Genomic DNA, 16,623 nt, shown 5'->3' with positions numbered 1-16,623 from the left:
GAAATCATTTACATTCATTTTTTTGATCCTGTTATTTGGAGCATGTGGCACACTCAAAGCTCCATATTATTCAAAGGCAAATCTTGATTGGAATCAAAAGAAAAAAACATCAGATAAAAAGTTAATTCATTCTGTATTTTTAGTTGGGGATGCAGGAAAGTTTGATCATAAAGAGCTTCGAAAAAATGTTGTTTTAGATGCTGTTGAAAACGACCTGAAAAAAACTAATGGACCATCAACACTTGTGTTTCTTGGAGACAATATTTACTCTTACGGTTTACCTTCAAAGGATAATAAATCCCGATCTTATAAGGAGCAGATTATTAATGCACAACTAAATTTGGCTAAATATGTAAACGGCAACACATACTTTTTAGCCGGAAATCATGATTGGAAAAATGGCAATAAAAAAGGTTTAAAAGCTGTACAAAGGCAAGAAGAATATATCGAGTCATATTTCCCTAAAGATTTTGAGCATGATGTGAAGATGTTTCCGGGAGATGGATGTGGTGATCCTAAAGTGAAAAAGATCAATAAGGATTTGTACTTTGTATTTGTAGATAGTCAGTGGTGGTTACAGAATTGGGATCGCGAAAAGAAAATGAATAAAGGGTGTGATATAAAATCGCGAAATGATTTTTTAGCACGTATGGAAGAAATTTTCATAGAGCACAAAAATGATCAAATAGTCGTTTTTATGCATCATCCTATTTTTAGTCAGGGAATGCATGGTGGTTATTTTTCGTTTCAGGATCACGTTTTTCCACTTCATCAAAATAAAAACCTATGGATACCAATGCCATTTATAGGTTCGTTATATCCCATTTTAAGAACTGCAGTTGGTTCTGTTCAGGATTTAAATAATTCGCTTTATATTGAATTTAGTCAGGGAATATACGAGATAGCTGAAGATCTCGACGTGGATGTTATTTTTGCATCAGGTCATGAACACAATCTGCAGTTTTTCGATAAAGAAAATACAAAGCATATTATTAGTGGATCAGGAAGTAAGCATGCATTTGCATTGGCGGGAGGCGATGCCGATTTTTCCAGAGAAGCCAGAGGTTTTACCAAAATTCTGTTTTACGAAGATATGGAGGCTTGGGTGGAGTTTTATTCAGTTTCAGAAAAAAACTCAACTCCTCAACTGGAATACAGAAAGCAACTTCGTAAACCTAAGGCAGGTACAGTTTCTATTGAAAAGGAATATCCGCTAATGGCTCAAAAGGATACAGTTGTTGCCGCAAATAAATCTTTTGGGGCAGGAAAGGTAAAATCCTTCCTGTTAGGTGAGCAGTATCGTGATATGTGGATAACTGATGTTAAGGTACCTGTTATTGATCTGGATACTAAACTAGGAGGTCTTACTCCAATTAAAAAAGGAGGAGGTATGTCTTCTAACTCTTTACGAATGGAAGCTAAGGATGGTAGACAATATATTCTTCGTTCTATAAATAAGGACTATACTAAAATGGTGGATAAAAGGTTTAGTAACCTTAAGGTTTTGGATATTATGAAAGATCAGAACAGTGCCAGTCATCCGTACGGGGCATTAATGTTACCTTCTTTGTCCAGAGCAGCAGGAATTTACTATACTAGTCCCGAACTGGTTTTTCTAAAGCATCAGAAACAACTCGGAAACTATAATACACTTTTTCCTGAAGAGCTTTATTTACTTGAGCAAAGGCCAAGTGGAGATTGGGGAAGTGCATCACAATTCGGATATTCAAAAGATATTATCAGTTATACTGATCTTCTTATGAATTTACGTGAAAAAAAGAGCCAGTTTGTTGATCAGCAGTGGGTTTTAAAATCTAGGTTGTTCGATTTGTTAGTTCATGATTGGGACAGGCATGATGATCAGTGGCGATGGGCTACTTTTGAAATCGGAGATAGTACCATCTATCGTCCTATACCTCGTGATCGGGATCAGGTGTTTTATAAGTTTGAAGGCTTGATTCCTTGGTATGTTTCCACATTTATTATTAAGAAGTTTAAAACAATGAAAGGTGATGTGAAAGATGTAAGAAACCTTTCGTTTAATGCCCGTTATTTCGACAGGTACTTTTTAAATCAGTTGGAATGGAAAGATTGGGAACGCATTACTAAAGAACTGCAATCAAGCATAACAGATGATGTAATTGATGAGTGTTTAAATGGTTTACCACCCGAAGTTGTTGCATTTAATAAAGAGATACCTGAGTTGTTAAAATCCAGAAGAGATAACATGCTTAAGATAAGTCGTAAACTATATGATTATTTGGCTAAGGAGGTTGAGATTACAGGGACGGATAATGATGAAAAATTTGTGATAGAAAGATTTGATGATGGTAGTGTTAATATTAAATACACAATTGAAAGGGATAAAAAAGGTGACCTATTAAAATATGAAAGAACCTTTTACCCATCAGAAACAAACGAGATTAGGTTGTATGGTTTAAGAGGAAAGGATGAATTTGAAATTTCAGGTTCAGATACTCATCAAATTCGAATCAGGATTATAGGAGGTGAGGATAAGGATGAAGTGGTAACAGAAACTAAAGGAAAAGGTGTTTACGTATATGATGAAACCGGAGGAATTAAACTTAAAGGCGAAGCTGTAAAAGATAAAATATCAGAAGATGATATTTATGTAAATGAATATGACCGTAAGAGTTTTGTTTACAATACCAACTTTCCTTTTGTAAGATTAGGATACACAAAAGATGATGGTATCTGGGTGGGATTATCTTTTGATTGGACTACCAATGGATGGCGACGGGATCCGTATAAAGCAAAGCAAAGCGCCTATTTTGAAGTGGCTCCTGGTAATCAGGATGCTTTTAAGTTTGGTTACGATGGTCATTTCCCTAACTTAATTGGAAAGTTCGATTTCAAACCTTCTTTTCATGTCGATTATCCAAGTATTGAAAATTATTTTGGAATAGGGAATGAAACTGTGAATTATGAAAGAGAAAAGGAGTTTAATTGGGTTACAGTTACCGGAGCCAGAGTAAATCCTTTAATTTCATACAGGACATTAAACAAGCACTTTATTTTTGATTTTGGTCCGACATATGAAACCGTAGAAATTCAGGAACGAAATGGCAGAGTGGCAACAGATGCAATAATTGGCTTTTCACCTGAGGAATTAGAACGCAAACATTTTATTGGTGGAGAAATAAGCAATAGAATTGATATTAAAGACAGGGAAGAAAATCCGACCAATGGATTTGCTTTTTATGCAGGGGTAGAGTATCAGCATAATCTTACAGATGACGATGATTTATTTAGATTTAAAACGAATTCTCAGTTATATATTACATTAAGTAACTATCCTAAAATTGTATTGGCAAACAATATTGGATACGAAAAAATCAAAGGAGATTATGAATTCTATCAAGCTCCGGATATTGGTAATCTGACTAATCTTAGAGGATTCCGAAAAAACCGTTTTAGAGGAGAAGCTGCTTTTTATGAAAATATTGATTTTCGATTTAGTCTGGCAGATTGGCAGAATGTCTACTTGCCGGTGAATATAGGAGTGCTTACTGGTTTTGATGTGGGTAGAGTATGGCTTGATGATGAAAATTCAAACAAATGGCATAATAGTCAAACGCTGGGATTGTGGGTTGATGTATTGGATACTTTTGTATTGCAACCCTATTATTCTTTCACAGTAGAGGATAATTTCTTTAGTTTTATCATGCGATTTAACTTTTAGAAATGGCCCTGGATTTGAATAAATTATTTTCATCAAAAAATAAATACTTAAAAATTGCTGCTTTTACCGGGATAGCTGTTTTGCTGTTGTTCTGGTATTCAGTTTCCTTTCCATTATTTAAGGTTTCTTATTCAACAGTTATTTATTCTCAGGATGAGAAATTGTTGGGTGCTCATATTGCAACAGATGGTCAATGGCGTTTTCCTAAGGGAGATTCTGTTCCGGATAAATTTAAAACATGTCTGCTCATGTTTGAGGATGAACATTTTTATCAACATCCCGGGGTTAATCCTTTAGCAATAGCCAGAGCTCTGAAACAGAATGTTTCCAGTGGGGAAGTGAAGAGTGGAGGTAGTACCATTACAATGCAAGTGATGAGAATGGCTACTCAACGTAATCGCAATTTGTTTAGTAAGATTATCGAAGCTGTTCAATCTTTAAGGTTAGAGTTAACCCTTACGAAAGAAGAAATTTTAAGTTTATATGCAACCCATGCACCCTTTGGAGGTAATGTTGTTGGGTTGGAAGCGGCTGCATGGAGGTATTTTCATCGTCCGGCATATATGTTATCATGGGCAGAACAGGCTACATTAGCGGTTCTTCCAAATGCGCCGGGTTTAATACATACGGGTAAAAACAGACAGGCTCTATTGTTAAAAAGAAACCGGCTATTAGCGAAATTACTGGCTAAAAATAAAATTGATTCCACTTCATATTATTTAGCAATTGATGAGCCAATACCGGAACATCCATACGGTTTACCACAAATAGCACCGCATTTATTGGATTATTGTAGAAAAATAAAAGAAGGGGAGGTGTATAAATTATCAATAAAGGAACAATTGCAACAAAGGCTAAATAGTATCCTCAAATTTCATTATGAAAAACTGAGACTTAATGAAATTCATAATGCATGTGCCATTGTTGTTGATGTAAAATCAAAGAAAGTTTTGGCTTATTGTGGAAATGTAAATGGAGCAAATGTACCACAAAAGCATGTTGATATAATTCATGCGCCCAGAAGTACAGGAAGTATTTTAAAACCTTTTTTATATGCAGCTTCATTGCAGGATGGCCGAATTTTACCTAAAATGTTAATTCCTGATGTGCCTACCTATTATGAGAATTTTGCACCTAAAAATTACACCAGAACATATAACGGAGCTGTTCCTGCAGATGAAGCATTAAGCAGGTCGCTGAATGTTCCTGCTGTAAAAATGCTCGAAGAGTATGATGTAGGCAGGTTTTGTGATCTTTTACAGAAAATAGGATTAAAAACGATAAAGTCAGACCCGGATTATTATGGGTTGAGTTTGATTTTAGGTGGAGCCGAAGCTACCTTATTTGATTTGGCCGGAGCTTATGCTTCAATGGCTGCTGTGTTAAATAATTACACATCTAATAACTCAACTTATTACAGTAATGAATTTAGTGCCCCATCTTTATTTTCTAACTCAAGTTCAGATCGGGGAAGATTATCAGAATTGCCTCAGGTTTTTAATGCAGGGTCTATTTATCATACCTTTGAAGCATTAACAAATGTGGTGCGTCCTTATGAAGAGTCTGGTTGGCAGACCTTTTCTTCGAGTAAAAAAATAGCATGGAAAACGGGTACTAGTTTTGGTTATCGCGATGCGTGGGCTATTGGTGTTACGCCTGAATATGCTGTGGGGGTGTGGGTTGGAAACGCAACCGGAGAAGGGAGGCCTGGCATAGTAGGCGGCGTTACGGCAGGACCAATCATGTTTGATATATTTCGTCATCTACCCCAAACCACATGGTTTAAGCCCCCTTATGATGATATGGAAAAGATTGCCATTTGTAAGAAATCTGGTTACAGAGCCGGACCTGATTGTGAAATTGACTCTGCTTATGTTTCACTTAATAAGCAAAAGGTGGAGTTGTGTCCTTATCATCAGTTGATTCACCTAAATAAAGAGCAAACAAAGCGGGTAAATTCAACTTGCTATCCAATTTCTCAAATGGTGCATAAATCATGGTTTGTATTGCCTCCAGTTATGGAATGGTATTATAAAAGGAATCATCCTTTGTACAAAAAGTTGCCTGAAGTTGATAAGAATTGTGGAGGAGTGAAAGAAACAACAATGCAATTTATCTATCCTCAAAATAATAACAGGGTATATTTACCTAAGGGATTGGACGGAAAAATTCAACCTGTAATATTAAAAGTGGCACATCGTTCATCAAAGTCTAAAATTTATTGGCATTTAGATGATGAATATCTCGGAGAAACAGCTTTTATTCATCATATGGAGATCAAACCAACAGAAGGAAAACATTATCTGACTTTGATTGATGAACAAGGTAATGTTTTAAATAAGTGGATTGATTGTATTGGCAGGGGTGATTAGAAGCGAGGATATTTTTGTAAATCTGAATAAATCAATGAGAGAATGTTTTTATATCCTCGCAACTATAATTGGTAATTGAAGATCTATTGAGGTCTTCCCGAACCTCCGGAACCTCGTTGATGATTATTTCTTCTTTCTTCCTCAATTTGAAGCATCTTTTCGTACTGTTCCTCTGATAATATTTTCTTTAGTTCAGCATTTTTTTCTTTTCTCAAAGATGTCATTTGGTCACGCATCGATGCTCTGTCGCCATCTGTTTTATTCCGTTGTGCTTCTATTTTCTTGGCATACTTTAAATTGATCGCACTAACTTCATCTGTTTGTTTATCAGAAAGCTTTAAGTCTTTCTTCATTCGTTCAGTTTGCATTTTACTCATATCTTCCGCATTAAAGCTTCTTTGCTGAGGTTGAGCTTTTGCTTGTGTTATGCTGCCTATCAATAATATCGACATCAAACATAATAGTAGTTTCTTCATCTGTATAAATTTTATGATTGCATCATTTATGATATTCATTCAGACGTCAATTAAAATAAAATCCTTCGTTAAATATTAAAGCCCGATATACATATTATAGAGACTTGCAGATAATACTCATAGTGCTAACAGTAAAACCCAATACAGAATATGGTATAAATGCTACGGTATTTGATAAAAAAACCTCTGTATCCCGCGAAAGGACAGAGTTCCTAGTGAGAAATGCTATCTCCCATTTGAGAAAAATAGTAAGAATGTTGAGAAAGACTATTATAATATTGAGAAAACCGCTCTCTCTATTGAGAAATTCAAGTATTACAGTGAGCTTTTTACTTTGAAAGTTGAGAAAATGATACTTTTAATTGAGAATTAGATATTTCTCCTTGATGAAATCACAGAAAAAATGAAATAATAGGTTTTCTGTGTGAAATAATGACGCTAAGTATATATAATAATAGCCTTTCTGTTGAAAAGAATAGTGTTTTGTTATGAACTCTCGGTCTATTGGATTAATAAGAATGCATTATAACAATAGAAAAATGCTTAAAAACGCTTGTTTTTAGTATAGAAGTAAAAGAATTTTATACCTATGAAAATATGGTTGTAGCACGTTGGTATTAATCCGTAATATTTACTCATTATTCTAAATCGTTCTTTTAATCCCGGAATAATATTTTGTTTGGTAATTCCTCCATCTAAAAATTTACTTAAGGTTCGATGGGTATTAGTTATATGTTTTGCCCTTTTTATTGCCAATAAACACCATTCAAAATCAGCAGAGAATCTATAAGAAAGGTTATATGATTCAATTATATTTATTTTAGCAATAAAAGATTGATGGCTAACCAGCATACCCTTTTTAAAGCTTTTCCAGGTTAGGTGTTCAGGAGGAGCAAGTCGTCTGTTTCCAATTTCAGTTCCATCAGAGTCAATCATAACAGTATCTCCGTAATAAATATCGGAACCAGGATTTGCCGATATGATTTCTTCCAAAACGGTTAAGTCAGCAATTTCATCACCAGAGTTCATAAACCATATATAATCTCCTGTTGATAAATCAATGCCTTTATTCATCGCATCATAAATACCCTTATCAGGTTCACTGATCCATTTCGATATTTCACTTTCGTAACTTTTAATAATATCCTGAGTACCATCATTTGAATCTCCATCCACAATAATGTATTCAATGTTTTTATAGGTCTGGTTTATGATGCTATTAATGGTTGCTTCAATGGTTTGAGCTCCATTATATACTACGGTTACTATGGATATTTTTGGTGTGTTGTGATTCATTTCAAAACGCTATAACAGGCTTGAATAAAGATTGATGTATTTTTCTGCAATTGTTTTGTTTGAATAATGATCCAGAACAAATTTCCGCGCATTATTTTTAATAGTTGGAGTATCGCATTCAAACAATGCCTTATGAATGTTGCTTGCTAAAGCATCACTATCTTTTATTGGGGTTAAAAATCCGGTATTATTATCATCTATCATTTCAGGAACGCCACCAATATTGAAACTGACAACAGGTATGCCACAAGCTTGTGCTTCCATAACAGTATTGGGAAGATTATCCTGCAATGACGGAAGTATAAAAACATCTGCTGAATTATAAAGATTTACCATATCGCTTGTTCCGGATATAAAATTCATAGCATGAACTTTAAACGGATATTGAGAAAGGTCTGAATCTTTAGTTTTTCCAAAAATTACAAGTTCAATATCATTCTTTAGGTGAGGATGTTCAGTATTTAGAATTTGGAGTGCCTTCATTAAGTAATTGGCTCCTTTTCGGGGGTCAGATATATCTGCTGCACCAAATAAAATTAGCTTTTTATCCAGGGGTAATCCAAACTGAGTTCTGCACTCTTGCATGTTTTTAGGTTCAAATTCTTCAGTGTTTATAGGATTTGGAATAGAAGATACTTTTTTAAACTTTAATAAAGAGCTTTCTTGAGCCAGGGTGCCTAACCATTTGCTGCAAGAAACCGGATGAATATTAGCGTCTTTCCAAATTTCCATCTTTTTTTGATGGATTTTGAAAGATAGATCATCGCTATTCGGTCTTTTTAAGAAGGGACAATTGCCACAATTGTAAATGTAGTTGCGACAATCATCAGCATAATGACATCCTCCTGTAAATGGCCACATGTCATGCATTGTCCATACAATAGGTTTATTGAGCTTAAAAAGCTGATCCAGATTCTTTAGTGATAAGAAACCGTGATTAATCCAATGTAAATGGATAATATCGGCTTCTTTAACTAAAGGGTGTTGACTTATATCTGTTCCTGCAAATGCAGGTGAAAATTTATATCGTATTTGTTTATCTTTCTCAAATGGCAGAAAGTATAATCGTTCTTTAATAAATCGGAACAAAGATTTCTTCCTTGCAATATAATTATTGCTTATTGAAATTGCTTTGCGGCTATCAACTACCGGATCTTCAACAAGCATTTTTACTTCTGCATTATTTTCTTTTAATGCATTATATAACCTGTTTGCAGCAACTGCTGCACCTCCGGAGGTGGATGATTTATTAACGATTAAAATCTTCAAAATTTAAGAGTAAATTTTTTACGATAGTAAATAGTCAGTTATACTTTTGTACGTACAGTATTGTGGTCAATAGTGTAATGTAAACCTTTGCTTTCCTTTCTCTTCATTGCCATTCGGATAATCAGATAGCCTACGTTTATTTTATTTCTTAACTCACACAATTCTTGCGTAACAATGGAGTCATCAAATAAACTTTCTGTTTCTTTATAAATTAGTTCAAGCCTGTCTAATGCTCTTTTTAATCTTAAGTTAGAACGAACAATACCTACATAATTACTTAATATTTGCTCAACTTCTTTATTGGTTTGAGTAATTAGTACCATCTCTTCGTTGTGAGATGTACCATCATCATTCCAACTGGGAATGCTGGTATTGTGTTTAATTGAATCGATCTTAGTTAAAGAGTCTTTTGCAGCTTTATCCGCATATACAATCGCTTCTAACAATGAATTGCTTGCAAGTCGGTTGGCTCCATGTAAACCAGTAGAAGAGCATTCGCCAGCAGCATATAAATTCTGTATTGAACTTCTGCCATTTAAATCAACCTTAATTCCTCCACATAAATAGTGAGCAGCAGGAACTACAGGTATCATATCTTTAGTAATGTCTACATTTAACTCCAGGCATTTATTGTAAATTGTTGGGAAATGTTTCTTTGTTTCCTCTGCATCTTTATGAGTAACATCCAGATATACAAATTCATCCCCGGTGTTTTTCATCTCATTATCAATAGCCCTTGCAACAATATCTCTTGGTGCCAAACATCCACGTTTATCATATTTTTCCATAAACAATGCACCGTCACGTCGTCTTAATAGTGCTCCGTAACCTCTCATTGCTTCTGTAATTAAAAATGAAGGTCGTTCTTTAGGATTGTATAATGAAGTAGGGTGGAATTGAACAAATTCCATGTTCTCAATAATACCTTTAGCCCTGTAAACCATTGCAATTCCATCACCTGTGGAAATGGTTGGATTGGTTGTGGTTTGGTATATATTTCCAATACCTCCACTTGCCATCATGGTTATTTTAGCCAGAACCGTATCAACTTTTTGAGTTTCTTCATTTAAAACATATGCACCATAACATTCAACATCCGTTCGCCATCTATAAGTGATCTCTCCTAAATGATGTTGGGTGATAATGTCAACTGCATAGTAATTCTCAGTAAGTTCAATATTGGGATGTTTCTTCGCTTTCTCGATTAACGCTCTCTGGATTTCAAAACCCGTATTATCGAGGTGATGTAATATTCGAAATTCGCTATGACCACCTTCTTTGTGTAAATCGTAGAGTTTGTCTTCTTTCTTATCAAACTCAGTGCCCCATTCTATGAGCTGTTTTATTTGTCCTGGACCGTTCTCAACTACCATTCTTACCGCCTCCGGATTTGAAAGGTAATCGCCTGCAATCATTGTATCTTCAATGTGTTTTTCAAAATTGTCAGGTTCGTAGGTTACAGAGGCAATTCCACCTTGGGCATAAGATGTGTTGGTTTCGCCTAATTTTGTTTTGCTTATTACTAAAACGCTTCCATAATCAGCAACTTTAAGTGCATAACTTAGTCCGGCAATTCCCGATCCTATAACCAAAAAATCAACTTTTTTCCTCATTGTATTAAAACCAAAAGCTTATAATCTAAACTGAAGTACAAATATAGTTAATTCAGTTAACGCAGCGTGATTATCCCGATATTATTAAAAAAAATACCTTTTCTGACTAAAAAGAACGGTATAGAAAGTAATAATAATTCGGAAAAAAAGATTTTTGGTTTATTTTTGCACTCTTAAAGCAAATGTCCTTTATTCAATTAATTAGATAGCTATACAATAATTGAATTTTGGAGAAGTAGCACGAAGTATAATATGTATCTCTTTTATTGAAGAGAATCATCAAATATCTATATAAAATAATATGGCTCAGGAAGATGTTTTTAAAAAATTAGTAGCCCATTGTAAAGAGTATGGGTTTGTTTTTCAATCTAGTGAAATTTATGATGGATTGGGAGCAGTTTATGACTATGGTCAGTTAGGTGTTGAGCTTAAAAACAACATTAAAACTTTTTGGTACGATGCCATGGTTAGACTAAATGAAAATGTAGTTGGACTGGATTCTGCTATTTTCATGCATCCTACAACATGGAAAGCTTCAGGTCATGTTGATGCTTTCAATGATCCTTTGATTGATAATAAAGACAGTAAAAAACGCTACCGTGCCGATGTATTGATTGAAGATTTAATACAGAAATTTGAAGCTAAAATAGAAAAAGAAGTTGCTAAGGCTAAAAAACGTTTTGGTGATTCTTTTGATGAGGCTCAATTTAAAGAAACAAATCCAAGAGTTATAGCTAATCAGGAAAAGATTAATGAAATTCATGAAAGATTTTCTAAAGCTTTAAACGATAATAATCTTGAGGAATTAAAACAAATTATTGTTGACTACGATGTAGTTTGTCCAATTTCAGGAACTAAAAACTGGACTGATGTTCGTCAGTTTAACCTAATGTTCGGTACTGAAATGGGATCAACTGCTGATGGCGCAAGTAAAATTTATTTACGACCAGAAACAGCTCAGGGTATTTTTGTAAACTTTCTTAATGTGCAAAAAACAGGAAGAATGAAAATTCCTTTTGGTATTGCACAAATTGGTAAAGCCTTTAGAAATGAGATTGTGGCTCGTCAGTTTATTTTCCGTATGCGTGAGTTTGAGCAAATGGAGATGCAGTTCTTTGTTCGTCCTGGGGAAGAAATGAAATGGTTTCAATATTGGAAGGATTTCAGAATGAAGTGGCATAAATCTTTAGGTATGGGTGATGAAAATTACCGTTTTCATGATCACGAAAAACTAGCTCACTATGCCAATGCTGCTACTGATATTGAATACAGAATGCCTTTCGGTTTTAAAGAAGTAGAAGGAATTCACTCAAGAACTGATTTTGACTTATCTCAACATCAGGAGTATTCAGGTAAGAAACTTCAGTATTTTGATCCTGAAATCAATGAGAGCTATGTGCCTTATGTTGTTGAAACATCAATAGGTGTGGATAGAATGTTCTTGAGCATGATGGCAGGTGCATATAAAGAGGAAGAGGTTGAAGATGCTAAAGGTAAAAAAGAAACCAGAGTTTTATTGAAATTACCAGCAGTACTTGCTCCTGTTAAAATGGCTGTTCTTCCATTGTTGAAGAAAGATGGATTACCAGAAAAAGCACGTCAGATTGTTGATACATTGAAGTTTGATTACAACCTTCAATATGACGAAAAGGATTCAATCGGTAAACGTTACCGTCGTCAGGATGCAATTGGAACTCCTTTCTGTATTACAGTAGATCACCAAACACTTGAGGATAATACTGTAACAATTCGTTATAGAGATACAATGGAACAAGAAAGAGTTTCTGTTGATAATTTAGAAGTGATTCTAAAGGATAAAGTAAGTATGAAAAGCTTATTTAAGGAATTGATTTAATACATAAAATCAGTATATAAAGAAAAAGCCGGGTTCACAAGCCCGGCTTTTTTTTATGGTGAAAATATTCAATTACTCAACAGTAACTGATTTTGCTAAATTTCGGGGCTGATCTACATTACAACCTCTCATTAAAGCTATGTAGTATGACATAATTTGTAAAGGAATAACAGTTAATAGAGGAGCGATAGATTCGTGACAATCAGGAACTTCAATTACATGATTAGCTAAATTATTAATGGTCTCATCGCCTTTAGTAACAATGGCAATTACAATCCCATTTCTGGCCTTAACTTCCTGAATGTTGCTTACAATCTTTTCGTATGATTTATCCTTTGTTGCAATGACACAAACAGGCATATTCTGATCAATTAATGCAATAGGGCCATGTTTCATTTCCGCAGCAGGGTAACCTTCTGCATGAATATATGAAATCTCTTTAAGCTTCAAGGCACCTTCAAGAGCAACAGGGAATAAACAACCTCTACCTAAATACAAAGCATTGGTTGCATCTTTATACATTTCAGCTATTCCTTTAATGTAATTTTCTGATTTTAGAATGATGTCGATCTTCTCAGGAACCAGTGTTAATTCGTGAATTAATTTCTTATATAATTCATCATATAAAGTACCTCTTTTTCTTCCAATCATGAAGGCCATCATGGTAAGAACGGTAACTTGAGAAGTAAATGCTTTTGTGGACGCAACTCCAATTTCAATTCCGGCATGCGTGTATACGCCCGCATGTGTTTCGCGAGGAATTGAAGAACCAACTACATTACAAATACCAATGATGGTTGCACCTTGTTTTTTTGCCATTTTTATGGCTGCCAAAGTATCAGCTGTTTCTCCGCTTTGAGATATGGCAATAATTACATCGTCAGGAGTAATGATTGGATTTCGATATCTGAATTCAGAGGCATACTCAACTTCAACAGGTATTCTGGCGTATTCTTCAAATAGATATTCACCTACCAATCCTGCATGCCATGAAGTACCACAAGCAATAATAATAATACGTTTTGCCTGGGTTAATTTTGGCATCACATCAATTATTCCACCTAAAAATATTTTTGTTTTGTCAATAGAAATTCTACCTCTGAAGGTATCTCCAATAGAATGTGGTTGTTCGTGAATTTCTTTAAGCATGTAATGTTCATAACCATTCTTATCAATTTCATCAATGCTTAATTCAACCTTTTGAATTTTAGGTTTTTGTTTGTCGTTTTGTATGTTCTTTAAAACAAGATCGTTTTTAGTAAGTATTGCTACATCTTCATCATTTAGATAAATTACCTGATCTGTATATTCAATGATAGGAGAAGCATCTGAAGCAAGGAAATATTCATTGTCTCCAACTCCAATTACCAAAGGACTACCTTTTCTTGCTGCAATTAATTTATCTTTTTCATCCTCACATGAAATAACTAATCCATAGGCACCAATAACTCTTGATAATGCAACTCTTACAGCTATTTCAGCATCAACTTTTTGCTCTAGATAAATGCTTTCAATAAAATTTACCAGTACTTCAGTGTCTGTTTCACTTTCAAATTTATAACCTCTGTTTATTAATTCTTTTTTCAAGTGGGCATAATTTTCAATAATACCATTGTGTACCAGAGTAAATTTTCCATTCATAGAAGTATGTGGGTGAGCATTAGCGTCATTTGGCTCTCCGTGAGTTGCCCATCGTGTATGACCAATTCCAATGTTCCCAATAATGTTTTTGTCTTTTGCATACTTATCAAGGTCTTTAACCTTTCCCATTTTTTTATAGGTATGGGTGCCCGAATTAATAAGGGCAACCCCAGCTGAGTCATAACCTCTGTACTCAAGCCTTTGGAGTCCTTTAATAAGTATTGGATAAGCAGGTTTTTCACCTACATAAGCTACAATTCCACACATAGTTTGATTTTTTATTTTCCTAACAGATATGACAATTCTTAAGGGGTGATTACGTATCTGTTAATTAATTATTTAAAGAATCTAATATTTTTTGACCTATAGTATTATTGTTTTCAAGGTTTTTATTTAATGATTTTATAAAAGAGTTTTCTTCAAAGGTTCCTCTTACTGCGTCAAAATCATCTTTCATTGACATTTCATCTCCATCCTGTCCAAATCCAATCATAGTTTTTGGATTGAATTCCTTTTTTGCATCCATTTTTATTGAGGCAGTTATTTTACTATTGTTTTCCATCCAAAGCTCAATAAAGTGATGAATTTGTTCCTTTGAGCATGAATTTATCTCAATATCAAAATAACCTTTTAGAACCTGAAAAATGTGTTCCTTTTTATCTTTAGCATAGTTATCAAATAGTTTTTTGAAGAAAGAATTGAGGTTACTAATACTTATTTCTTCAGATATAACTTTTGATTCAAAACTTAAGATATCGCTTTCTTTACAGATTAATCCTCCAAGATCAATCCATTGGTTTATTGATTCTATTGTGTATTTGTTATTGTTAATATGATCTGAATAGGATTTTTCTTCAAATAAATTTACCAATTCATCACCAATATATTTAATAAGCGCTTGTTCGTAAATTTTTAAACCTCGGTTTAAAGATCCTAATGTTATTTGAGTGTTTTTGTATAGTACATGTTTTGCTTGTGCCGATGCTTTATCCTGAAGTTTTTTTAATACTTCGATAGCTTGTATGATCTTGTTAATGGTAAAAGGATTTAAGGCCTCAGATATAACCTGGTCATAAAAAGTTGAACCTTTACGTTTGTCTCTTTGTGGCCATTTTTCCACATCTCTGGTTGTTCCAACACTAAAAAGATTCTGGGCAGGCATTAAAACACTTTTCCCATTATCTTCAATCAAGTATGAAAAAGGTAACTCAGAAGTGTCTGGATTGCCATAATGTCGCCCTAAAACCATAGTGAAAGTTCCAATTTTACCCGGCCATAAAATATACGAATCACTTCCTGTTTTGCTCCCTCTTTCAATGATGCCCTGATGTACCGGGCCTAACTTGTACATGTGGTTGCTTTGATTTGTACCACTTCCTGCATTAAAGAAGGAATAATAGCCAGCAATTAGTAGGCTTGATTTATGATGAGTAACAGTGTAAGGACCTGCGAAAATAGCACAAGCTTCACCTTGAAGGCACTGGCTATTACTAAAAAACACAGAGTTCTCAGCGGTGAAGTGATTGGATATTTCACATCCCTGGCCCACAAAACAATGCTGAAGATGAGCTCCATCATTAACTGTAGAACTGGTTGAAAATATAAATTTAGAAGCTGATACATTAAAACCTACATAACTAGGAGCTTCCTGGTTACTATTAACAGTTCCATCTACCAGCTTAGTGATTCCTTCAATGATGCAATGTGAACCAAAGTTTACATTAATAATACTACCACTATTTTTTATAACAGAATTAGTACCAATAGTTCCTTTGCTTGATTTAATTGAAGTAGCATAATCAGATACTAATTCTTTTAATTGCTTTTGAAGTTCTGGTTTATAGCCATAGAATGCCATAATGTAAGCGGTATGTACAGATAGTTCATTGTACATATAAATATCCCTGCCACCAGCTTCATTAATTGGATTAATAACTTCTCCATTTCCAAAAAAGCTTTCCTGATTCACTTGAATAGAATCAATGTTTATCAATATGCAATTATCTTCAACTTTGTAGTTTGAGATACTGCATCCAATATTTTTTATGTATGAATTATTTCCAATGGTACAATTATGAATATGTGCATTGTATATGCCAGAATAATCATGAATATGGTGATTCGATATTTTATGATTTAATATACCAATGTAATTTGTGCCAGAAAAGGTAGTGGATTTTATATGATCAGGAATGAAATTCTCAACAACAAAAATACTTTCCCAACCGTCTATTGAGTTACAATTTTGCTGTTCAAGAGTTTTAATTTCTTTAGCGTTGAGATTTCTATAGTTTATGGAACCTGAAGTTTTTATCATTTAATTAATATATTATAAAGAATATTAAGAGTCTAGTAAAATATGATGAAGGTAAATAATAATAAGATAAAATAATAATCT

The 16,623-nt window shown here is 34.1% G+C and carries 9 protein-coding genes; 3 read left to right on the top strand and 6 right to left on the bottom strand.

The genetic code is table 11. From position 1 onward, the window contains the following. Together OM075_RS19330 and pbpC are read left to right on the top strand one after the other, a co-directional pair. A partial coding sequence (locus tag OM075_RS19330) for a metallophosphoesterase (protein WP_301192192.1) occupies positions 1 to 3,703 on the top strand: 3,703 nt, incomplete at its 5' end. A 2-nt stretch (positions 3,704 to 3,705) separates the two neighbouring features. Next, positions 3,706 to 6,075, top strand: coding sequence for a penicillin-binding protein 1C (gene pbpC / locus OM075_RS19325; RefSeq protein ID WP_301192191.1), 2,370 nt, complete (start codon positions 3,706 to 3,708; stop codon positions 6,073 to 6,075). 83 nt (positions 6,076 to 6,158) lie between these two features. Here pbpC and OM075_RS19320 read toward each other — a convergent pair whose 3' ends face one another. The 4 genes from OM075_RS19320 to nadB form a co-directional block, all read right to left on the bottom strand. Beyond that, positions 6,159 to 6,551: a DUF4890 domain-containing protein gene (locus OM075_RS19320; protein ID WP_301192190.1), complete on the bottom strand. Its 393-nt coding sequence runs from the start codon at positions 6,549 to 6,551 to the stop codon at positions 6,159 to 6,161. A 543-nt stretch (positions 6,552 to 7,094) separates the two neighbouring features. Next, entirely contained in the window at positions 7,095 to 7,847 is a 753-nt protein-coding gene (locus tag OM075_RS19315; RefSeq protein WP_301192189.1) for a glycosyltransferase family 2 protein, read from the bottom strand. 9 nt (positions 7,848 to 7,856) lie between these two features. After that, complete coding sequence (locus OM075_RS19310; protein ID WP_301192188.1) at positions 7,857 to 9,116, bottom strand: glycosyltransferase family 4 protein; 1,260 nt, start codon at positions 9,114 to 9,116, stop codon at positions 7,857 to 7,859. 38 nt (positions 9,117 to 9,154) lie between these two features. Continuing rightward, positions 9,155 to 10,729 (bottom strand): L-aspartate oxidase, encoded by a 1,575-nt coding sequence (gene nadB, locus OM075_RS19305; RefSeq protein WP_301192187.1) that lies wholly within the window; start codon positions 10,727 to 10,729, stop codon positions 9,155 to 9,157. A gap of 301 nt (positions 10,730 to 11,030) precedes the next feature. On the opposite strand from nadB, the gene OM075_RS19300 reads away from it, so the two are divergent. After that, positions 11,031 to 12,584, top strand: coding sequence for a glycine--tRNA ligase (locus tag OM075_RS19300; protein WP_301192186.1), 1,554 nt, complete (start codon positions 11,031 to 11,033; stop codon positions 12,582 to 12,584). Between the two features lie 72 nt (positions 12,585 to 12,656). Here the strand turns inward: OM075_RS19300 and glmS are convergent, their stop codons facing one another. Both glmS and OM075_RS19290 read right to left on the bottom strand, forming a co-directional pair. Then, positions 12,657 to 14,492 carry a glutamine--fructose-6-phosphate transaminase (isomerizing) gene (glmS, locus tag OM075_RS19295; protein WP_301192185.1) on the bottom strand — a complete coding sequence of 612 codons (1,836 nt, stop codon included), beginning with the start codon at positions 14,490 to 14,492 and terminating at the stop codon, positions 12,657 to 12,659. 64 nt (positions 14,493 to 14,556) lie between these two features. After that, positions 14,557 to 16,542: a DUF4954 family protein gene (locus tag OM075_RS19290; protein ID WP_301192184.1), complete on the bottom strand. Its 1,986-nt coding sequence runs from the start codon at positions 16,540 to 16,542 to the stop codon at positions 14,557 to 14,559. Between the last annotated feature and the right edge of the window lie 81 nt (positions 16,543 to 16,623).

Origin of the sequence: Plebeiibacterium sediminum, assembly GCF_026013605.1 — a bacterium.
Classification (GTDB): domain Bacteria; phylum Bacteroidota; class Bacteroidia; order Bacteroidales; family Marinilabiliaceae; genus Saccharicrinis; species Saccharicrinis sediminus.
The sequence above is the reverse complement of the archived record's forward strand: the minus strand, read 5'-3'. Positions and strand labels throughout refer to the sequence as shown.